At 65.7% G+C, this 21,184-nt stretch carries 17 protein-coding genes; 4 read left to right on the top strand and 13 right to left on the bottom strand.

Going from position 1 to position 21,184, the window contains the following annotated elements; translation table 11 throughout:
- Together ACE3S9_RS03185 and ACE3S9_RS03190 are read left to right on the top strand one after the other, a co-directional pair.
- On the top strand, positions 1-1,811 hold a 1,811-nt coding region (locus tag ACE3S9_RS03185), incomplete at its 5' end, for an AsmA-like C-terminal region-containing protein (RefSeq protein ID WP_374544984.1).
- A gap of 92 nt (positions 1,812-1,903) precedes the next feature.
- Complete coding sequence (locus ACE3S9_RS03190; protein WP_374544985.1) at positions 1,904-2,590, top strand: HAD-IA family hydrolase; 687 nt, start codon at positions 1,904-1,906, stop codon at positions 2,588-2,590.
- Between the two features lies 1 nt (position 2,591).
- Here ACE3S9_RS03190 and ACE3S9_RS03195 read toward each other — a convergent pair whose 3' ends face one another.
- The 4 genes from ACE3S9_RS03195 to parE form a co-directional block, all read right to left on the bottom strand.
- Positions 2,592-4,121 (bottom strand): DEAD/DEAH box helicase, encoded by a 1,530-nt coding sequence (locus tag ACE3S9_RS03195; RefSeq protein ID WP_374544986.1) that lies wholly within the window; start codon positions 4,119-4,121, stop codon positions 2,592-2,594.
- 301 nt (positions 4,122-4,422) lie between these two features.
- A complete protein-coding gene (locus ACE3S9_RS03200; RefSeq protein WP_374544987.1) occupies positions 4,423-4,578 on the bottom strand; it encodes a hypothetical protein in 156 nt (51 codons plus the stop codon).
- 170 nt (positions 4,579-4,748) lie between these two features.
- Positions 4,749-5,282, bottom strand: coding sequence for a cytochrome b (locus tag ACE3S9_RS03205; protein ID WP_374544988.1), 534 nt, complete (start codon positions 5,280-5,282; stop codon positions 4,749-4,751).
- Positions 5,283-5,311: 29 nt separating this feature from the next.
- The gene (gene parE, locus ACE3S9_RS03210; RefSeq protein WP_374544989.1) at positions 5,312-7,351 is read right to left on the bottom strand and encodes a DNA topoisomerase IV subunit B; all 2,040 of its coding nucleotides are present in this window, start codon (positions 7,349-7,351) and stop codon (positions 5,312-5,314) included.
- Between the two features lie 285 nt (positions 7,352-7,636).
- On the opposite strand from parE, the gene ACE3S9_RS03215 reads away from it, so the two are divergent.
- Complete coding sequence (locus ACE3S9_RS03215) at positions 7,637-8,005, top strand: response regulator (protein WP_374544990.1); 369 nt, start codon at positions 7,637-7,639, stop codon at positions 8,003-8,005.
- 17 nt (positions 8,006-8,022) lie between these two features.
- Here the strand turns inward: ACE3S9_RS03215 and ACE3S9_RS03220 are convergent, their stop codons facing one another.
- Complete coding sequence (locus ACE3S9_RS03220) at positions 8,023-10,797, bottom strand: PAS domain-containing protein (protein ID WP_374544991.1); 2,775 nt, start codon at positions 10,795-10,797, stop codon at positions 8,023-8,025.
- A gap of 346 nt (positions 10,798-11,143) precedes the next feature.
- Here ACE3S9_RS03220 and ACE3S9_RS03225 point away from each other — a divergent pair, with 346 nt between their 5' ends.
- Positions 11,144-12,373 (top strand): MFS transporter, encoded by a 1,230-nt coding sequence (locus ACE3S9_RS03225; RefSeq protein ID WP_374544992.1) that lies wholly within the window; start codon positions 11,144-11,146, stop codon positions 12,371-12,373.
- 34 nt (positions 12,374-12,407) lie between these two features.
- On the opposite strand, the gene ACE3S9_RS03230 is transcribed toward ACE3S9_RS03225, so the two are convergent.
- The 8 genes from ACE3S9_RS03230 to ACE3S9_RS03265 all read right to left on the bottom strand — a co-directional run bounded on the left by ACE3S9_RS03230 (position 12,408) and on the right by ACE3S9_RS03265 (position 21,012).
- Positions 12,408-13,421: a rhomboid family intramembrane serine protease gene (locus tag ACE3S9_RS03230; RefSeq protein WP_374544993.1), complete on the bottom strand. Its 1,014-nt coding sequence runs from the start codon at positions 13,419-13,421 to the stop codon at positions 12,408-12,410.
- 160 nt (positions 13,422-13,581) lie between these two features.
- Positions 13,582-14,991, bottom strand: coding sequence for a type I glutamate--ammonia ligase (gene glnA, locus ACE3S9_RS03235; protein WP_374544994.1), 1,410 nt, complete (start codon positions 14,989-14,991; stop codon positions 13,582-13,584).
- A gap of 58 nt (positions 14,992-15,049) precedes the next feature.
- The gene (locus ACE3S9_RS03240; RefSeq protein WP_374544995.1) at positions 15,050-15,388 is read right to left on the bottom strand and encodes a P-II family nitrogen regulator; all 339 of its coding nucleotides are present in this window, start codon (positions 15,386-15,388) and stop codon (positions 15,050-15,052) included.
- Positions 15,389-15,756: 368 nt separating this feature from the next.
- Positions 15,757-16,629, bottom strand: a complete 873-nt coding sequence (gene sseA, locus ACE3S9_RS03245) for a 3-mercaptopyruvate sulfurtransferase (RefSeq protein ID WP_374544996.1) — start codon at positions 16,627-16,629, stop codon at positions 15,757-15,759.
- 89 nt (positions 16,630-16,718) lie between these two features.
- The gene (locus ACE3S9_RS03250) at positions 16,719-17,723 is read right to left on the bottom strand and encodes a cysteine synthase A (protein WP_374544997.1); all 1,005 of its coding nucleotides are present in this window, start codon (positions 17,721-17,723) and stop codon (positions 16,719-16,721) included.
- A 67-nt stretch (positions 17,724-17,790) separates the two neighbouring features.
- Complete coding sequence (locus ACE3S9_RS03255; protein ID WP_374544998.1) at positions 17,791-19,218, bottom strand: deoxyribodipyrimidine photo-lyase; 1,428 nt, start codon at positions 19,216-19,218, stop codon at positions 17,791-17,793.
- Positions 19,219-19,375: 157 nt separating this feature from the next.
- Positions 19,376-20,113: an RNA pseudouridine synthase gene (locus ACE3S9_RS03260; protein ID WP_374544999.1), complete on the bottom strand. Its 738-nt coding sequence runs from the start codon at positions 20,111-20,113 to the stop codon at positions 19,376-19,378.
- A complete protein-coding gene (locus tag ACE3S9_RS03265; protein ID WP_374545000.1) occupies positions 20,110-21,012 on the bottom strand; it encodes a class I SAM-dependent methyltransferase in 903 nt (300 codons plus the stop codon). The genes ACE3S9_RS03260 and ACE3S9_RS03265 overlap by 4 nt, the downstream gene beginning before the upstream one ends.
- Between the last annotated feature and the right edge of the window lie 172 nt (positions 21,013-21,184).

Raw genomic sequence — 21,184 nt, forward strand, 5'->3', positions numbered from 1 at the left:
TGATCCGTGACGCCGCATTCACCTTCCTCGACGGCGCTCCGCCCGCGCAGGGCGTGGACGCGCAGGGCCATTCGGCCGGGCGCTCGACGCGGATCGAGGCCAGCGTGGGCTATATGGAAGCCGCGCCGGGCCGGCGGATCGACCTGTCCGACGGTCTTTTCACTTTGCCCAATATGGCGGTCTCGCCGGCCGAAATGAATGTCGGCGCCCATGGCCGTGGCTCGCTCGACGTGCTGGGCGAGATCCTGTCGACGCCGGGCTTCGCCAAAGTGGCCAGCCTGCCGCTCGACCCCAAGACCACGCGCGGCCAGTTCGACGGCGAATTCGTGTTCCGCACCAAGCTGCAGCCGGTCTACGACCCGAAACTGGCGACGATCGAGGTCAACGCCAAGGTCGAGAATTTCTTCGCCGACCATCTGGTCGGCAAGGCCGGGCTGGAGCAGGGTTCGCTCGCGGTCAGCCTGCTCGGCGGCGTCACCCGCGTCACCGGGACCGGAAAATTGTTCGGCGCGCCGGCGACGCTGGAATTCACCCGCAGCGACGACCAGCCGCCGAAGGGCGTGATTTCCTTCCCGATGGACGAGGCGGCGCGGGTCAAGGCGGGGCTGAATTTCGGCGCCACGGTCGCCGGGCCGATCGCGGTTCGGATCGCCGGCGATGTCGGCGCAGCGCATCCCCAGGCGCAGGTCGAGCTGGATTTTGTCAAGACCGGCCTGATCTATCCGGTTCCGGGCCTTTACAAGCCCGCCGGCCGCCCGGCCAAGGCGACCTTTTCCTATAAGGAAGACGAGCGCGGCGCCGCGACTCTCGACGATTTCGTCTATGACGGCCCCGGCCAGGGCGCTCGGGGCGTGCTGCAGCTCGCGCCGGAGGGCGGCTTGAGCGCCGCGCGGCTGCCGCAGGTGAAATTCTCGCCGGGCGACAATATGCAGATCGACGCCTCGAAAGTGGGCGACGTGATGAAGATCATCGCGCGCGGCCCGGCCGTCGACGCGCGACCGTTCCTGACCAATCTGACGGACAGCGACGCCGGGCGGGGCGGGCCTTCGACCGATTTCGACCTCGAGCTCTACGCCAATATCCTGACCGGCGCCAACCGGCAGATCATCTCGAACGCCGATCTGCACATCGCCAAGAAAGGCGGCCAGTTCCAGGCGCTTAATATCGCGGGCAAGCTTGGCGGGGACGCCGTGAAAGGCGTGCTGACGCGGCCCGACGCCGGCGCGCCGCTGTTCACGCTCACGACCTCGGACGGCGGCGGACTGCTCGCTTTCCTCGACCTCTACAGCCATATGCAGGGCGGCGCCTTCTCCACCGAATTGCGCCTCGCCGACGGCGGCTTCTCCGGTTCGGTCGATATCGAGAATTTCATCCTGCGCGGCGAACCGGCCTTGCGGAGTTTCGCCACCGCGCCCAATGCCGGGGAGTTCACCAGCAAGGTCAAGATCGACCCCAATTCGGTCTCTTTCGCGCGCCTGCACGCGCAATTGCAGAAAACCGGCGGCCGCCTGCTCGTGCGCGACGGCGCCATCGCCAATCCGAGCATAGGCTCGACGCTGGAGGGCTGGATCGATTTCGACAGCGACACGCTCGACGTATCCGGCACGTTCGTGCCGGCCTATGGCGTCAACAATCTGTTCGGGCAGTTGCCGGTGATCGGCCTGGTGCTTGGCGGCGGCCAGGAGGAGGGGCTGATCGGGGTGAATTTCCGCGTCACCGGCAAGACCAGCGCGCCGTCGCTCTCGATCAACCCGCTTTCGGCCATAGCGCCGGGCTTCCTGCGCAAGATTTTCGGCATCCTGCCGCATTGAGCGGACAAAGTTTTCTTTAAAGCTGCTTGCGCTTTTTTAAATTTCCTTTTGGCCTTGCCGCCCCCAATTTGGCGAAAACGAGGGAGGCGCGCGTGTTCGAGGCGGTGATTTTCGATCTGGACGGCACTTTGGCGGAGACCGAGGAAAGCCATCGGCTCGCCTTCAATCGCGCCTTCGCCGATTTCGGCCTCGACTGGGAATGGGACGTGCCGCTCTATCGTCGCCTGCTGAAAGTGACGGGTGGCAAGGAGCGCATCGCCCATTTTGTCGCGCTGACCGGCGGCGTCGCGGATGCCGAATTCGTGGCGCGGCTGCATAAAGCGAAGACCGATATTTATACCGAGGCGGTCGCGCGGGGCGGGGCGCCCTTGCGTCCCGGAATCGGGGAATTCATCGCGGCGGCGCGGGCGCGCGGCCTGTCGCTGGCGATCGCCACCACGACCTCAATGCCCAATATCGAGGCTTTGTTCGGCGCGACGCTCGGCCCCAATTGGCGCGAAATTTTCCCGATTGTCGGGGCGGGCGACATGGTGGAGCGGAAAAAGCCGGCGCCGGATGTCTATGAGCTGGTCTTGCGCGAATTGGGCATAGCGCCGGAGCAATGCGTCGCGGTGGAGGATTCGCGCAATGGCGTGCTCGCCGCGCGGGCGGCCGGTCTGCCGGTCGTCGCTGTGCGCTCGACCTATTCGAGCGACGACGATCTCTCCGGCGCTCTTGTCGAGCTGCCGGATTGCCGGGGGCTTGATCTCGCCTTGCTGGAGCGCGTCGCGCCGCGCTGACTTATTCGGCGGTCTTGGCGCTCTTGAGGCGGACCGGGCGCAACAGGAAGCTCGGAACGTGGTCGCCCATGCCGATCACCGGCGCGTCGTCCTCGGCCGGACGGCTTCCGCCCCTGCGGCGCTGCGAATCGTCCCGCGCGGCGCGCGGCGCATCATCATTGCGCGGACGCTCGCGCCGGGGCGCATTTTCGCGCGGTGGACGGTCGTCGCGTTCACGCTCGGGGCGTTCGGCGCGCACGCGCTCGGGGCGATCTCCACCGTCGCGCGGCTGACGGTCTTCGCGCTCGCGCGCTCCACGGTCACGCTCCGCTCCCCGTCCACGCTCGGAACGCTCTCCACGCGTGTTTCGGCGTGAGCGGCCCGCGCGTTCGCGGTCGCGCTCGGTATATTCGGCGGGGGCCAGCTCATTGGGTTGCGGGCCGTCCCAGTCGATCTTCTTTTTGATCAGGTCTTCGATCTGGGCGACATATTTGGAATCGTCCGAGGTCACGATCGTATAGGCGTGGCCGCTGCGTCCCGCGCGGCCGGTGCGGCCGATGCGATGGACGTAATCTTCCGAATGGGTCGGCACGTCGAAATTGAAGACATGGCTCACGTCGGGAATGTCGAGGCCGCGCGCGGCGACATCCGAACAGACCAGAATATCCACCGCGCCATTCTTGAAGGCGTCGAGCGAGGCCATGCGCGCCGGCTGGTCCATGTCGCCGTGCAGGGCGCCGACCGGAAAGCCGTGCTTTTCAAGGCTCTTGAAGACGATGGCGACATCGCGCTTGCGGTTGCAGAAAACGATCGCGTTCTTCAGGCCCTCGGCTGAGCGCAACAAGCGGCGCAAAGTCTCGCGCTTGTCGCCGCCGCCGTGGGAGGCGACCAGGGCCTGGGTGATGGTCGAGGCGGTGGTCGCGGCGCGCGCCACTTCGATGCGGACCGGATTATGCAGGAATTGCTCGGTCAGCCGGGTGATTTCCGGCGGCATCGTGGCCGAGAAGAACAGGGTCTGCCGGGTGAACGGCACCATCTTGCAGATCTTTTCGATATCGGGAATGAAGCCCATGTCCAGCATGCGGTCGGCTTCGTCGATGACGAGGATCTCGATGCCGGTCAGCAGCAGCTTGCCGCGCTCGAAAAAGTCGAGCAGGCGGCCCGGCGTGGCGATCAGCACGTCGGCGCCGCGCATGATCTTCGTTTCCTGGTCGCCGAACGACACGCCGCCGATCAGCAGCGCGACATTGAGCTTGTGCTGCGCGCCATATTTGTTGAAGCTCTCCTCGACCTGCGCGGCCAGTTCGCGGGTCGGCTCCAGGATCAGGGTGCGCGGCACGCGGGCGCGGGCGCGGCCTTGCTCCAGCCGGGACAACATCGGGAGCGTGAAGGCGGCGGTTTTGCCGGTGCCGGTCTGCGCGATGCCGAGCACGTCGCGGCCGGCAAGGGCGAGGGGGATGGCCTGCGCCTGGATCGGCGTGGGGCTTTTATAGCCGGAATCTTCGACGGCGCGCAGCACCTTCTCGCTGAGGCCGAGTTCGGAAAATTGCATTAAAGGTTCCAAGACAGAGGTTTGTACGGATCGCGTCTTTCACTGTCCGGACGATCTCCCGCCCGGACGAAAAGGCGGCCCTAAACCGCCGTTCACAATGGACGCCGTTCGGCCGGAGCGGGGACGAATTTCCCGGAACGGGCCTTCCTTGCCGCAATGCTTGCGCAGGGCGGCGCCGAAGCCCCATCGCTGACGGACCTGAGCCGTGGCGGCGGGCGCGCGCGAAGACTGAAACGCCGCCCGGACCATTAGGCCAAGCGGCGGCAAAGTCAATGAATATCTGTCGAAAACGTGGCGGGAATCAGTGAGTGCGGCTGTTGTCGACGCAAGGATTGAGCTGAACCTTGGCCGCTTGTCCGGGGATCGAGGCGGTCGGGGCGTAATCGACTCCGGCCGGGGCGCCGGATCGCTGCAGGGCGATCACCGGCAGGCCGCCATTCTGGGCCAGCTTGTCCATGCCATGCGCGCCGAAAACGCAAATGATTGATATAAAAGCACAAAACAAGGCGAACTTGTCGACTGCCGACCCCTTGCGATTTTCGACGACATCCTTCACCGCGGACATGCCCAGCCCCCCGCCATCCTGTTTTCTTTATGAACGAGCGGGGTAAACGGAGGGTTACGGCGTCACGGTTTCATCCGCGCAATGATGTTGTCGCGCAGGATAAACTGGTGATAAAGCGCGATCAGCAGATGGCCGGCGGCGAATGCGATCAGCAGATGAGCGGCCAATTCGTGGAGCTCGCCGAACTGATGGGCGATGTCGCGATTGCCCTCGAAAGGCGAGGGGATCCGGAACAGGCCGAAATCAAGCGGCTGTCCGCGCCACAGGAAGGTCGGAATGCCGACCAGCGGCGTGGCGATCATCAGCAGATAAAGCACGCCATGACCCGCGGCGGCGGCGCGTCGAAACAAAGGCCCCATGCCGTCGGGATAAGCGGGCTTGGCATGGGTGAACCGCCACCACACGCGCGGGACCACGAGGGTGAGCAGCAACAGGCCGAAGATCGCGTGCAGATTGACGACTGTGGGACGCAGCGGCTTGTCGAAGGTGTCGACGCTCAGGCCGACCACGTAGAGGCCGACGATCAGCAGCGCCATCAGCCAGTGCAGCAGGATCAGCGGCGTTTCGTAGCGCGTCGTTTCCGTGGCCTGAGACATGATTTGCTCCCGATTCATCCGCCAGCGGTTCAGAGATCGACGAGATCGGCCGAGGCGGCGAAGGCGGCGCGCTCCTGCAGGAAGGCGAAACGGGCCTCGGGCTTGGTTCCCATCAGCCGCTCGACCGATTCCGCCGTTTCCTCGCGATCCTCATCGACGATTTTTACCCGCAGCAGGGTGCGCGAATGTGGCGCCATTGTGGTTTCCTTGAGCTGGGCGGGAAGCATTTCGCCCAGGCCCTTGAACCGGCTGATCTCGACCTTGCCGCGTCCCGTGAAGTCCTTGCGCAGCAATTCGTCGCGATGGACGTCGTCGCGCGCATAGGCCGTCTTGGCGCCCTGGGTCAGCTTGTAGAGCGGCGGCACCGCCAGATAGAGATGGCCCTGTTCGATCAGCTTGGGCATCTGCCGGTAGAAGAAAGTGATGAGCAGCGAGGCGATATGGGCGCCGTCGACATCGGCGTCGGTCATGATGACGACCTTGTCATAGCGCAGGTCCTCGGCGCGATAATGCGAGCCGGTGCCGGCGCCGAGCGCCTGGATCAGGTCGGAAAGCTGCTGATTGGCGGTCAATTTCTCGCGCGACGAACTGGCGACATTGAGGATTTTTCCGCGGAGCGGAAGGATCGCCTGACTGGCCCGGTCGCGCGCCTGTTTGGCGGAGCCGCCCGCCGAATCGCCCTCAACGATAAAAAGTTCAGAGCCTTGCGCCGAATTATTCGTGCAATCCGCGAGCTTGCCCGGCAGGCGCAGCTTGCGGGTGGCGCTCTTGCGGGCGATGTCCTTTTCGGCGCGGCGGCGCAGCCGCTCCTCGGCGCGCTCGATCGCCCAGTCGACCAGCGCCTTGGCCTGGGCGGGCGAACCGGCCAGCCAATGGTCGAAGGCGTCGCGCATCGCGCTCTCGACAATGCGCGAGGCCTCGACGCTCATCAGGCGGCTCTTGTTCTGGCCCTGGAACTCGGGTTCGCGGATGAAGACCGAGATCAGCGCGGCGCAGCCGGCCATCAGATCGTCGGCGGTCACGGCGGAAGCGCGCTTGCCCTGGCCGATGCGCTCGGCGTGGTCCTTGAGGCCGCGCAGCAAGGCGAGGCGCAGGCCCGATTCATGCGTGCCGCCGTCGGGAGTCGGAATGGTGTTGCAATAGGAATGGACGAAGCCGTCGTCCTCGGACAACCAGGCGACCGCCCATTCAAGCGAGCCGTGACGCTCGGGCTTTTCGATGCGGCCGGTGAAGAACTGCTCGGCGACGAGGTCCTTCCCCTCGATATCGGCGGCGAGATAATCCTTGAGGCCGCCGGGGAAATGGAACACCGCCTCCGGCGGCGTCTTGCCGTTGGAATCGAGCAGCGAGGGCGCGCATTTCCAGCGGATTTCAACGCCGCCGAACAGATAGGCCTTCGCGCGCGACATCTTGAACAGGCGGGCCGGGGAGAATTTGCTGACTTCGCGGAAGATTTCCGGATCCGCCTTGAAACGGACCTTGGTGCCGCGCCGGTTGGGCGCCCGGCCGACCGTCTCCAGCCCGGTCAGGGGCTGGCCGCGCGAAAAGACCTGGCGATAGAGGTTCTGGCCGCGCGCGACCTCGACCTCCAGCCGCTCGGCAAGGGCGTTGACCACCGAAACGCCGACGCCGTGCAGGCCGCCTGAGGTCTGATAGGCGCCGGAATCGAATTTGCCGCCGGCGTGCAGCGTGGTCATGATGACTTCCAGCGCCGATTTCTTGGGAAATTTCGGATGCGGGTCGATCGGAATGCCGCGTCCGTTGTCGAAAACCGCGAGAAAGCCGTCCTCGTCCAGCGTGACCTCGATCCGCGTGGCGTGGCCGGCCACGGCCTCGTCCATGGCGTTGTCGAGCACTTCCGCGAACAGATGGTGCAAGGCGGTTTCGTCGGTGCCGCCGACATACATGCCGGGCCGCCGGCGCACCGGCTCCAGGCCTTCCAGAACCTCGATCGAGGCCGCGGTGTAAGCCGCTTCGCCGGGCGTGCCGGAAATCGGCGGCTTTTTCGGCTCGGGGGCTTTCTTGCTCGGCGCCGGCTTGGGCGCCCCGAAAAGATCCTGTTCGGCCATGGTCCCGTTGCGTCTGGAGCGGGCGGCGGTTGCGATCGCCGTCCGTGGAAAAGGGCTCGCGTCGGAAGAAGCCGTCCGGCGCCGATTGTCGCGGGTCTCATAGCACAGAACGAAGCCGCAAGGGAACAGAACGAAAACAATTTTCCCCAACAGGCGTGCGGAAGTTCCCGACAGGCGCTTCGAGGCGCGGAGTGGCGGAAATTCGGGGCTTGAACGGCGCTATGGCTGGCAGGAGCGCGAAAAGCCCGTTAGGATTGATGTTTCAACCCCCGCCAGGGAGAAAGCATGGGTCCGCGTTTGCTGCTGGTGGATGACGATCCGATTCTGGCGATCCTCGTCGCCGATTGGCTGAGCGAATGCGGGTGCGAGGTGGTCGGGCCGGCGCGCACGGTCGCCTCGGCCCTGCAACTTGTGGAGCAGGAGGGCGCGGCGCTCGACGGCGCTCTGCTCGACGTGGCGCTGGAAAGCGACGAATCCTATCCGATCGCCGATGCGCTGGCGCTCAGCGGCGTCCCCTTCGCCTTCGTCACCGGCCACGGCCTCGGCGGCGTCGCGCCGGGATATCGGGATGCGCCGGTGCTGACGAAACCGTTCCAGTTCGAGGACCTGCAACGGACGATCGAGCGGCTGACGGCCCTGCGCGGGGCCAAATAAGCCTCGGCTCCAAGCGATCAATTGACGGTTTCGCTCATCAGCAGCCGCGACAGCTTGCGGCGCAATTGTTCGGCGCTTACCGGCTTGTGCAGCAGTTCGAAGCCGCTCGCCGCGATTTCGGCGATATGTTCGGTCGCGGTGTCGCCGGTCAGGATCAGGGTCGGGAAGTCGCGGCCCGACCGGCGCGCCAGCTCCTTGGACGCCTCGACGCCGTTTAGTCCCGCGCCGAGCCGATAGTCGCTGATCACCGCGTCGAACCGCCAGCGCCGCGCCGAGGCCACTTCGAGCGCCTCCTCGCCGCTTGAGGCCGCCAATGTCTTGCAGCCCCATTTGCGCGCGATATTTTCCAGCCCGCGCCGCAGAATCAGATTGTCCTCGATGATCAGGATGCGGCCGCGCGGGTCTTCCAGTTGCGCCGGGGCCGTCTCGACGGCGGTGCAGGCTTCGGCCGCGGGCAGGGACAGCGAAAAGCGCGAGCCACGGCCGACGCGGGAGCGGACCTCGACCTGCGCATCCAGCAGGGCGGCGAGACGCGCGACGATGGCCAGGCCGAGGCCCAGACCCTTGGCGAGATCGCGGCCGGGATTGTTGAGCTGGATGAATTCGTCGAAAATCTCGTGCTGCTTTTCCGCGGGCACGCCGATGCCGGTGTCCACCACGTCGATCCGCACCTGCGAGCCGCGCCGCCGCAGTCCAATCAGCACGCCGCCGGCCGGCGTGTAGCGTATGGCGTTTTCAATCAGATTGCGCAAAGCGCGTTCGAGCAGCGCCGGATCGGCCAAAGCGTAAAGGCTGCGCGGCTGGACGCGCAGATCGAGCCCCTTGTCGGCGGCCTTGGCGCCGTATTCGGCGGCCAGCCGCTCCAGCATGGCGCGCAGGTCGATCGCGTCGATATTGGGCGTGATGACGCCGGCGTCGAGCCGGGAAATGTCGAGAATGGCGGTGAGCAGGCCGTTCAGGCCGCCCAGCGCCTGTTTCATCATGCGGGCTGTGTCCAGCGCCTTGGGATTGGTGGCCACCTGGCGTTCGATCAAGGCAAGCAGCAGAACCAGCGACTGCACGGGCTGGCGCAGATCGTGGCTGGCGGAGGCGAGGAATTTGGACTTAGCGCGATTGGCGCGCTCGGCTTCCAGCGTCGCCGCGCGCAAAGCCTCCTCCATCTCCTTCTGTTCGGTGATTTCGGTGGCGGTGCCGAACCATTGCAGGACGCGGCCGTCGCCGTCCCGATAAGGCATGACGCGCGTCAGGAAGGGCCGGAAGCAGCCGTCCGCGCCGCGTAGCGGAATGGTGATGTCGAGCGGCCGCGCGGTCGCCACGCTGTCGGCCCAGCGCTCCAGAACCTGAGGCACCGCCGCCGGATCGACGACCTCGCTCCAGCCTTGGCCCGCCGCCGGCGTTCCTTGGCCGGCGGCCGGTGACGGCGTCGCGCCGGTATATTCGTACCAGCGCTCGTTGAACCAGGTGATTTCGCCATCCGGGAGCGCGATCCAGGCCAATTGCGGAATGGCGTTGGCCATGGAGCGGAAACTGCGCTCGCTCTCGCGCAGGGCGTCCTCGGCGGCGCGCAATCCGGTAATGTCGTGATCGGTGACGAAGACCCGTCGCGGCTTGGCGTCGGGGCCGATTTCCGCGTTCCAGACGCTCTCGATCCAGCGTTCCTGTCCGTCGTCGCCGACCACCCGATATTCGATTCGCCCTGTCGCCACGCCGTTCAGGCACTGCTGGACCGCCACGGAGACGCGGCGGCGGTCCTCTGTGGGCATATGGTCGAACAGCCGGTTCAGACCCTCCTCCATCGGCCCGCCCTCGGGCGGCGTGGCCGGCTCATAGCCGAGCACATGGGCGAAATTCTCGGCGACGAAGACCCGCTGGTTGACCAGGTCGAATTCGGTATAGGTCAGGCGGCCGGCGTCGGCGGCGTGGCGCAAGCGGCTCTGGCTTTGCCGCAGCGCCGCCTCGCTCTCCAGCAGCGCGATCTCGGCGCGCTTGCGCTCGGTGATATCGGTGCGGATGGCGACATATTGTCGGGGCCGGCCCTTGTCGTCGAGGAAGGGCACGATAGTGGTGTCGACCCAATAATGCGAGCCGTCCTTGGCGGCGTTGCAGATTTCGCCGCGCCAGACCTCGCCCTTCGAAATCGTGCGCCACAGCGTTCGGAAAAATTCCTTGGAATGGATGCCCGAATTGACGATGCGATGGTCCTGCCCGAGCAGTTCGGCGCGGGAATATTGCGAAATCGAGCAGAATTGGTCGTTGGCGTAGGTGATCGCGCCGCGCTTGTCGGTGACCGCGACGATGGCGTGTTCGTCGAGCGCGGAAATGCGCGCCTGCAGCTCCAGCCGCGTCTCGGCGAATTTGAGCTCGGCGAAAATGCGGTGCAGCGCCTCGCCGATCAGCGAAAAGACGATGCCGCTGATCACGAAGATCAGCAGCGCCGGACTGTCGAACGGGCCGTCGAGCCAGATCGAGAAGATGTAAGCCGCGAAAGCCCCCAGCGCCAGCGACAGCAGTCCGGCGAAAAAGCCGCCGCCGAGCGCGCCGATCAACACCGCCGGATAGAAGGCGATGAAGGGCGAGGAGGCCTCGTCGGCCGCGACTAGGCCGGCCTGCAGGGCCGCTCCGGCGGAGGCCGCGAGCAGGCCCACGCCAATCGGCAGCGCGATCGGGGTGCTGCGGCGCAGGCTGGCGACGCGGTTCAGCAAGGCGACGCAGGGCGCCATCCAATCGAACGCCGCCGGATCGGGGCCTTCCGGCTCCCCGGCGACGAAATCGGATTGCGTATCCTGCCGCACGCTCCACCTATCCAGTCGGGCCGCGGCGCGCCGCGCGTGATGAAAAAGTCATCGCCTGAAATGTCGATCGCCGCCAAGGCCGAATGATGTCGCCCCGTCCCGTTTCTCGAAGGCTCTCAAGCGGCCCCTGATCCGAGAACGTTCCGGGAATTGTTATGATGGCGCCAATTGCCGGCAAAGCCAACCAATCCAGCCGCCTCAAGCACGGATCGCGCCGGGCCGCGACGGTCGGGCGCGCCTGAGAGTTTTTCATTTGCCTCGCGCAGCGTCGCCGCGCTAGACGAACTGCTAATGATGCGGAAGGGCGGGGTGGAAGCCGTCGTCGGGGCAGGGACGTTTGATGGCCATGCAGATCTACAGGCCCGGCAAGGCGGCCTTTCTTTTCATTTTCGTCACGGTCGCGCTCGACATGATCGCGCTGGGCGTGATGATCCCGGTGCTGCCCAAGCTGATCGTGTCGTTCGAGGGCGGCGATTACAGCTCGGCCTCGCGCATGGTCGGCTTTTTCGGGATCGCCTGGGCCTTCATGCAATTCGTTTTCCAGCCGGTGCTCGGCGCGCTGTCGGACCGTTTCGGCCGCCGGCCGGTGGTGCTGCTGTCCAATCTTGGTCTCGGCCTCGATTATGTGGTGATGGCGCTGGCGCCGAGCCTCGGCTGGCTGTTCCTTGGCCGCGTCATCTCCGGCGCCGCCTCGGCCAGCTTCTCCACGGCCAGCGCCTATATCGCCGACATCACCCCGGCCGACAAACGCGCCGCCCGGTTCGGCATGCTCGGCGGCGCCTTCGGACTCGGCTTCGTGCTTGGCCCGGCCATCGGCGGCTATCTCGGCCAGATCGACCTGCGCGCGCCGTTCTGGTGCGCGGCGGGCCTGAGCCTGGCCAACGCCTGTTATGGCTTTTTCATCCTGCCGGAATCGCTCGCGCCCGAAAATCGCGCCAAGAGCTTCGTCTGGAAGACCGCCCATGTGCTCGGCTCGCTGCGCTTCCTGTCGCGCGAGCCAGCCTTGACCCTGCTCGCCGCCGCTCTTTTCCTGTCCTATCTCGCCCATGACTCGCTGCCGAGCCTGTTCGTGCTCTATACGGGCTTCCGCTATCATTGGGATGCGCGCACGACCGGCGAGGTTCTGGCTCTGGTTGGGATCGCGCAGACCATTGTCGCGGCGGGTCTGGTGCGGCCGGCGGTGAAGAGATTCGGCGAATTGCCGACCGCCTTGACCGGCCTCGTCTGCGGCGTGATCGGCTTCGTCGGCTTCGCCGTGGCTGGCGGCGGCGGGGCCTTTGTCGCGGCCTTGCCCTTCGTCGCGCTGTGGGGCCTCGCCGGGCCGGCGTTCCAGGCCCTCGCGACGCGTCTGGCCGGCGCCGACGAACAAGGAACGTTGCAGGGCGCCATCGCCAGCCTGCGCGGCGTGTCGGGCATGATCGGGCCCGTCGCCTATACGCAGATCCTGGCCTGGGAAGTGGCCGGCGGCCATAATCCGGGCGGGGGCTATGGCCTCGCCGCCGTTCTGCTCGCGCTGAGCCTGGTCTTCACCCTCGCCCTCGGCCGCGCCAGCGTTTTTACGCGCAAGGCCGCCTGACGGCGACGCCCCGCCCGAGGCGGGCGGGTTTTGGTCAGGGCTTTTTCGCATCGCAGGCGAGTTGCTTGCGCAATTTGCGATAGTTTTCGTCATTCGGTGGGGAAGCGCCCTGGCTTCGGACTCCGCGATCCAGCGCCGCGCAGATCTCGGCGGAGGCGGCCTGCATTCGGGTCAGTTTTTCCCGCAGCATGGCGGTGGTTTTCAGGCCTTCGGCGCGATCGAGCCGCGCCAGCGGCAGGCTGACTGCGGCGGAGACGAAAAACAGCGCGGCGATGGCGCCGGCGAGAACGCCGAAGCGCGGTTTCAATCGGCTTTCGTCGAAAAAGGCCAACAGGCCGAGCGCGAGAAAGGCGCCGCCGCAGGCGCCGCCAATATGGGCGGCGTAATCGACATGGCCGGAACTGAAAAAGACCGGGATAATGGCGGGCATAGCGAAACGCCAGGACAGCGATCGCATGGCGTCGCGCTGGGTGCCGCCGACGGCGCCGTGATAGCTCAGCACGAACATGGCGCCGAATAGGCCGGTTAGAGCGCCCGAGGCGCCGACCGTAACGGTCGAAGGCGGATTGCCGATCAGCGAGCCGGCGACGCCGGTCAGCGCGCTGAACACGAATATGGCGAGCAGCCAGCCGCGGCCGACCATCAGCTCCAGCAACGCGCCGAAGATGAGCAGCGGAATGCAGTTGAAGAACACGTGTTTGAAATTAGCATGCAGCAGCGGCGAAAACAGCACCCGCCAATATTGATGCTGGTCGACCACCAGCGCGCGGCTGGCGGCGCCGAGATCGGCGAGATCGCGCGCTTCCAATAGCCCGCCGTCGCCGAGGGTCGGCGTCGCCGCCTTTTCGATCATGAAGATCGCCAGAAGCAGGAAGATCAGGGCGGTCGTCAGCCACGGCGCGGAGGCCAGCGAGGCTCTCTCATCGGAGGCCAGGCTTCCGATTGGGGCGCCGGGCTCGACCAATCGAGACGGGCGGGGGGCTGCTGCGCGTGGGGAAGCGGGTTGCGTGCGGTCCAGGCCGCGCCGGCCAAAAACAACTTGGGACATCAATGACTCCACTGAAATGCCAAGCAGTTTCAGGGAGCAATGTGAAGGGCGCCTTAAGCGCGGCGCGACCTTGCAGCTATGGTGAACAGGCCACGAAACGAAAGCCGCAAAATGAAAAGGGCGGCCGAACGGCCGCCCTTCGCTTGCCCTGAGCGGAAGCTCAGTAGGAATAATACATGTCGTATTCGACCGGATGCGGGGTCATGTCGGTGCGCATCACGTCCTGCATCTTCAGCTCGATATAGCTGTCGATGAAGTCGTCGTTGAACACGTCGCCGGCCTTCAGGAAGGCGCGGTCCTTGTCCAGGCTGGTCAGCGCCTCGCGCAGCGAGCCGCACACCGTCGGGATCTTCTTCAGTTCGCGCGGCGGCAGGTCGTAGAGATCCTTGTCCATCGCGGCGCCCGGATCGATCTTGTTGACGATGCCGTCCAGGCCCGCCATCAGCATGGCCGCGAAAGCCAGGTAGGGGTTGGCGGTCGGATCGGGGAAGCGAACCTCGACGCGCTTGGCCTTCGGATTGTTGGTCCACGGAATGCGGCAGGAGGCCGAGCGGTTGCGGGCCGAATAGGCCAGCAGAACGGGGGCTTCATAGCCCGGGACCAGACGCTTGTAGGAATTGGTCGACGGATTGGTGAAGGCGTTCAAAGCCTTGGCGTGGCGGATGATGCCGCCGATATAATAGAGGCATTCCTGCGACAGGTCGGCATATTTGTCGCCGGCCATGACCGGCTTGCCGCTCTTCCAGATCGACTGGTGGACGTGCATGCCCGAGCCGTTGTCGCCGAAGATCGGCTTCGGCATAAAGGTCGCCGTCTTGCCGTAGGAATGGGCGACCTGATGGATGGCGTATTTATAGATCTGGAGGTGATCCGCCATGGTGGTCAGCGTGCCGAACTTCATGCCGAGTTCGTGCTGGGCCGAGGCGACCTCGTGGTGGTGCTTTTCGACATTGACGCCCATGGCCGCCATGGCCGCCAGCATTTCGCCGCGCATGTCCTGGGCGGAATCGACCGGCGGAACCGGGAAATAGCCGCCCTTGGTGCGGACGCGGTGGCCGAGGTTGCCGCCTTCATAGGGGGTGTCGGAATTGGTCGGCAGTTCGACCGAATCGAGCACGAAGCCGGTGTTGTAGGGGTCGGCCTTGAAGCGGACGTCGTCGAACACGAAGAATTCGGCTTCCGGGCCGAAGAAGGCGGTGTCGCCGATGCCGGTGGTCTTGAGATAGGCCTCGGCCTTTTTGGCGATGCCGCGCGGATCGCGGTTATAGGGCTCGCCGGTCATCGGCTCCAGCACGTCGCAGACGATCGACAGCGTCGGCGCAGCGAAGAACGGATCGAGCGTGGCGGTGGACGGATCGAGCATGAGCAGCATGTCGGATTCGTTGATCGCCTTCCAGCCAGCGATGGACGAGCCGTCGAACATGGTGCCTTCCGAGAACATTTCCTCGTCGACGAGGGCGATGTCGAAGGTCACGTGCTGCCACTTGCCACGCGGATCGGTGAAGCGGAGGTCGACATATTTAATGTCTTCGTCCTTGATTCTCTTGAGAACGTCCTTGGCAGTCGTCATTGATACGCCTCTTGCGTTTGAGGAGATCGGGAAACGGGAAGGAATGGGGAAAGCGCGGTCAGACCGCGTCGGGCCCGGTCTCGCCGGTGCGGATGCGAATGGCGCCTTCGATATTGGAAATGAAAATCTTGCCGTCGCCGATGCGGCCGGTCTGCGCGGAGCGTCGAATGGCCTCCACGGCGCGGTCGACGGCGTCATCCGTCAAGACCAGTTCGATCTTAACCTTGGGCAGGAAATCGACGACATATTCGGCGCCGCGATAAAGCTCGGTGTGCCCCTTCTGCCGCCCGAAGCCCTTGGCTTCCGTGACGGTGATGCCATGAAGGCCCGCTTCCTGAAGGGCTTCCTTCACTTCGTCGAGCTTGAAGGGTTTGATGATGGCTTCGACTTTTTTCATTCCTGGGCGGTTCTCCCTGTCTTGCGCGGGTCCAGCCTTATTGGCGCTCCGCGCGCAACGCTAGCGTCATAGCACCGCGACGGATGACAAGCCAGCGTCCGCGCGGCGGAATTGGCGTCATTTTGCTCGATCCAACGGCAAGACCCGCAATTCCTGCCGAGAATTTCCCGGGCAGGGGGATATTTTTGCCGCTCGGCGTCGAGGGCGCGGCCGAAGGCCGCATTTCGGACCATTCACGGCCGAAAATCCACCCCGGCGCTCGTCGCTGGCGTGAAAAGGCGGTTGGTCTGGGCGCCGCCCGCGCGCAAATCTTCGTGAAGAGGCGGCCGGCGCCTGTTTTCAGGGCACGACGCCAGACTTGCTTGCGATCAACCGCCCTGGGCGATCGGCAGGTCCGGCCGCATGCCCCATTCCGACCAGGAGCCGTCATAGACCGGAACCGCGTCGCGTCCGAGCACGGCGAGACCCAGAGCGAGGATCGAGGCCGTCACCCCGGACCCGCAGGTGGTGACCACCGGCCGCGCCGGATCATAGCCGACGGCGGCGAATGCAGCTTCAAGCTCCGCGGGCGGCTTCAAGCGGCCGTCCGCGACCAGATTGCCCCAAGGCAGGTTGTGGGCGCCAGGAATATGACCGGAGCGCAGGCCGGGGCGGGGCTCCAGCTCGTCGCCGCGGAACCGGGGCGCCGAGCGCGCGTCGATGATCTGCGGGCCGCCCGGCGCGGCAGCTTTCGCGCTGGCCTCGCGCATGTCCTCCACCGAGGCGATCAGGGCGTGGTCGAGCCTTGCGGTGAAATGGCGCGGCTGCGGAATGACCTCGCCCTCGGCGAGGGGGCGGCCTTCGGCGATCCATTTGGGCAGGCCGCCATCGAGCACCGCCACGTCGCGCTTGCCGAAGGCGCGGAAGGTCCACCAGACGCGCGCCGCGGAGAACAGGCCGACGCTGTCATAGACCACGATCTTCATGCCATCGCCGACGCCGAGCTTGCGCATCGCGCTGGCGAAGGCGACCGGGTCCGGCAGCATGTGCGGCAGGCTGGTCGCATGGTCGGCGATGGCGTCGATGTCGAAAAACACCGCGCCGGGAATATGGGCCTTCACAAATTCGGCGGCGCCGTCGCGATTGGCGGTCGGCAGGTGCCAGGAGGCGTCCACGATGGCGACGCCCGGCGCGCCGAGATGCTCGGCGAGCCAATCGGTCGAGACGAGATAGGGGGACGTGCTTTCCGTTGCGCCGGTCATTTTTCGCTCCTTGGCTGCGCCCAAATTATAGGCGGGGCGTCAGGCGCGAAACCTATCCTTTTCGTCGATTGCGGCTTTTCAACAGCCGGTCATTTGTCCAGCCAGGCCGGAGTCGGGAGGTTTTTCTCGCGCAGGAAGGCCGGATTGTACAATTTCGAGGCGTAGCGGGAGCCGGAATCGGCCAGGATCGTCACGACGGTCTTGCCCGGGCCGAGATCGCGCGCCAGCCGGATCGCCCCGGCGATATTGATCGCGGACGAGCCGCCAAGCAGCAAGCCTTCCTCCAAAGCGAGATCGAACAGGATGGGCAGAGCCTCCTCGTCCGGGATCTGATAGGCATGATCGATCGGCGCGTCGACCAGATTGGCGGTAATGCGGCCCTGGCCGATGCCCTCGGTGATCGAGGAGCCGGAGGATTTCAGTTCGCCAGTTTTATAATAGGAATAAAGCGCGGCGCCGAGCGGATCGGCGAGGCCTATCTGGATGTTCGGGTCGCGCGCCTTGAGCGCGCGGCCGACGCCCGCCAGCGTGCCGCCGGTGCCCACCGCGCAGATGAAGCCGTCGAGCTTGCCGCCGAGCTGGTCGAAGATTTCCGGGCCGGTGGTTTCCTCGTGGCCGCGCCGATTGGCGACATTGTCGAATTGATTGGCCCAGATCGCGCCAGCCGGGTTCTTCTGCGCCAGTTCCTCGGCGAGCCGTCCGGAAAATTTCACGTAATTGTTCGGGTCGGAATAGGGGACGGCCGGGACTTCGATCAGCTCGGCGCCCTGCAGGCGCAACATGCTTTTCTTTTCGTCAGACTGCGTATCGGGAATCACGATCACGGTGCGGAAGCCGAGCGCATTGGCGACCAGCGCCAGGCCGATGCCGGTATTGCCGGCGGTGCCCTCGACGATCGTGCCGCCGGGCTTGAGCGCGCCCGATTCGATGGCGTCGCGGATGATGGCCAGCGCCGCGCGATCCTTCACCGAGCCGCCCGGATTCATGAATTCCGCCTTGCCATAGATGGCGCAGCCGGTGGCGGCCGAGGCGGCCCGCAATTTGATCAAAGGGGTGCCGCCAATGGCGTCCAGCACCGATTCCGTGACTTTCATGACAAATCCTATCGACTCTTGTCGGGATGCTAGTCGCCCGGCCGAGGCCGTGCAAGCGAGGCGCCGCTCAAGCCGCGAGCGCCCTGAAGGCGTCGAGCGCGCGGCGCCGGGCGAAATCGTGATCCACGATGGGATGCGGGTAGGTTTCGCCAAGACGGACGCCAGCGGCGGCCCGGACCGCTTCCGGCGCGGCCCAGGGCTTGTGGATAAAGCCGGCGGGGAGCACGGACAGTTCCGGGCAGAAGCGGCGGACATAAGCGCCGTCCGGGTCGAATTTTTCGCCCTGAAGCACCGGGTTGAAGATACGGAAATAGGGCGCGGCGTCGGCGCCGCAGCCAGCGACCCATTGCCAGCTCGCGGCATTATTGGCCTCGTCTGCGTCCGCGAGCGTGTCCCAGAACCATTGTTCTCCCTCCCGCCAATCGATCAGCAGATGTTTGGTCAGGAAGGAGGCGACCACCATGCGCGCGCGATTGTGCATATGGCCGGTGGTCCACAATTCTCGCATGGCGGCGTCCACCACGGGATAGCCGGTGCGCCCGCCTTTCCACGCGTCGAGCGCCTCGTCGTCGCGGGCATAGGGAAAAGCGTCGAATCGGGCGTCAACATTGCGCCAGGCGAGATCCGGACGGGCGTAGAGCAGGTGATGGGAAAATTCGCGCCAGCCGAGTTCGGACAGGAATTTATCTGCGCCCTGCGTGGGCTCCGCCATGGCGGCGACAATCTGGCGCGGCGAGATTTCGCCGAAATGCAGATGGGCGGACAGGCGCGAGGTTGCTTCAAGATCGAGCCGGTCTCGGTTGGTTCCGTAACCATCGAGTGTGCTGTCCAGAAAGTTACGTAACCGTGTTTGTGCGCCGCTTTCGCCGGCCTCGGGACCGGGAAAGCCGGCCGCCCAATTCGGCCGTATCGGCGCGAGGCTGAGCGCGGCGCGCCCGAGCGGCGGGGGCGCGGCTTCCGGCCAGGATGCGCCGGAGAGACGTTCGGGCGCCGGCGCTCGCGGCGTGAAAGCGATTCTCTCCCGCAGCGCCCGCCAGAACGGGGTGAACAATTTGAAGCCGCCGCCGGCCCGGGACGTCACCTCCCAAGGTTCCGCCAGCAAGGCGGCATTGAAGCTGTGAACCGCACGGCCCTGATCGCGCAGCGCCTGTTTCAGCCGCGTATCCAGCGCGATCTCGGCGCCGCCATAGCGTCGACTCCAGAAGATTTGGCTTGCGCCGGCGGCCTCGGCCACGCGCGGCAGCAGGGTTTCGGCGGAGCCGCGCAAAAAGAACAGGGTCGCGCCGCGTTGCGCCAATTCGCCTTCCAGCGCCGCCAGGGCGCGGTCGAGCCGCCAGCAGCTGGCGTCGCCGGGCGCACGCCGATCGGGGCCGCCCTCGTCGAGAATATAAAGACAGAGCAGCGGCAGCCCGCTCGCCACGGCGGCGGACAGGGCCGGATTGTCCGATACGCGAAGATCGTTACGGAACCAGACGAGCGCTTTGGGTTGAGGCATGAGGCGGCGTTTTTCGCAGGCGCTGGGAGAGGTTTCAGGCTTCTCTTTTACCCGAAAAAGCAGCGTTGGTTCACTGGACGCAATGCGCCGGCCACAGTTACGGCGCCATAATGGTTACATAACCATAATGGCTACGTAACCAATCATGGTTACGTACTCATTCGGCGAAAACCCGCGCGATCTCCTCGGCGTCGAGTACCGAAAACTCGCCCGGCGCGAGATCGTCCGGCAAGGCGAGGCCGCCGACCGAGATGCGATGCAAGGCGACCACGTGATTGCCGACGGCGGCGAACATGCGCCGTGCCTGATGATAGCGTCCTTCGACAAGGGTCAGCAGCGCTTCCTGGGCGCCGAGTGGCTCCAGCCGCGCGGGCAGCAGCGGCTTGTCCTCACCTTCCAGCATCAGACCGCCGGCGGCGAACAAAGCTGTCTCATCGCCTCGCAGCGGCCGGTCGAGCGTCGCGCGATAGGTCTTGGCGATCTGGCGGCGCGGCGAAATGATCTTGTGCAGCAGGGTTCCGTCATCGGTCAGCAGCAGCAGGCCGGAAGTTTCCTTGTCCAGCCGCCCCACGGTAGAAATCGCCGGTTCGCGCAGCCGCCAACGGTCGGGCAGCAGGCGATAGACCAGCGGCCCGGCCTCCTTGTGCGAGCAGGTGACGCCGAGCGGCTTGTTCATCATCAACATGAAGCCGGGCAGGGGGTCGAGCGGCTCGCCGTCCACGACCAGCCGCGCGGCGAAAGCGTCATCCGCGACAACACGCTGCTCCGCGTCGCGCAACGGCGCGCCGTCGAGCCGGATGCGCCCCGTCCGCGCGAGAATCTGGATCTCGCGGCGCGAGCCATAGCCGAGATTGGCGAGCAGCCGGTCGAGCCGGACCGTCTTGCCCGCGCTCACTTAATCGCCTCGATCACCTTATAGCCGCCCTCGGCGGCGATGGGCGCGACCGAGCGGAATTTCTGCTCCAGCGCGGCCTCATAGGGCAGGTGGCGGTTGGCCACCAGCCAGCACTGGCCGCCGGGCCGCAGATTGGCCGCCGCGCTGGCGATGAACCCGCGCCCCAGCTCCTTGGTCTCCTTGCCGGCCTCGTGGAACGGCGGGTTCATGGCGATGAAATCGAACGGGCCGACCGTCAGGGCGCGCACGTCGGCCCAGAGAATCGCCACGCGCGGATCGTCGACATTGCGCGAGCAAAGCTCGACGGCGCGGCGGTCGACATCGACCATCAGCAGCGATTTGACCTTGGGCGAAGCGAGAATGCGATGGCTGATCAGGCCCACGCCACAGCCGAAATCGGCGCCGCGTCCGGAAAAATCCGGCAGATGGCGAATCAGCAGCGCGGAGCCGGGATCGATTCGGTCCCAGGAAAACACGCCCGGCTGGGTCCACAGGCCGAGCGATTCGGAGAATCGCGGCGCGCCGGCGTGAATCGCTGCCTCGATCGCGGCGGAATCGCCCTCGGCGGCGACCGCGCAAAGGCGGTGATGGCGTTTGGCGCTTTGCTGACAAGCGCAGCCCAGCTCCTCCAGCTCCTTGGCCAGTCGGCCGCCGCCCTTGTCCTTGGGCGCGAGCGCCAGAAAGGGCGCGCCGGGGGCCAAGGCGCGCAGCGCCAGCGCCAGCGCGCGGCGGCGCTCGATGGCGCCGGGCGGGGCGAGCATGGCGAGATTGTCCAGCGCGCCGGGCGGCTGGGCGGTCAGATCTTCGGCGCCGGGAGCGAGGGGTGAAAACTGGCGGGCGTCGGGCGCTGCGGAGGCGAGTTCCGGCGGCGGCGCGCCGAACAGATTGGTGTAGATCATTCTTTCCCCGGACGATCCGGTTTGGTTCGTTTGCGTCGCAAGATGTTTGCCAAACGGCTTCGACGACTCGGGCGCCGCGCCGTTTCGAGGCATAAGGCGCAAATTTCGAAAGGGGAAGAGATGGCTCCCTGAGCAGGACTCGAACCTGCGACCCAGCGATTAACAGTCGCTT

The sequence above is a fragment of the Rhodoblastus sp. genome (assembly GCF_041915505.1).
GTDB lineage: Bacteria > Pseudomonadota > Alphaproteobacteria > Rhizobiales > Beijerinckiaceae > Rhodoblastus.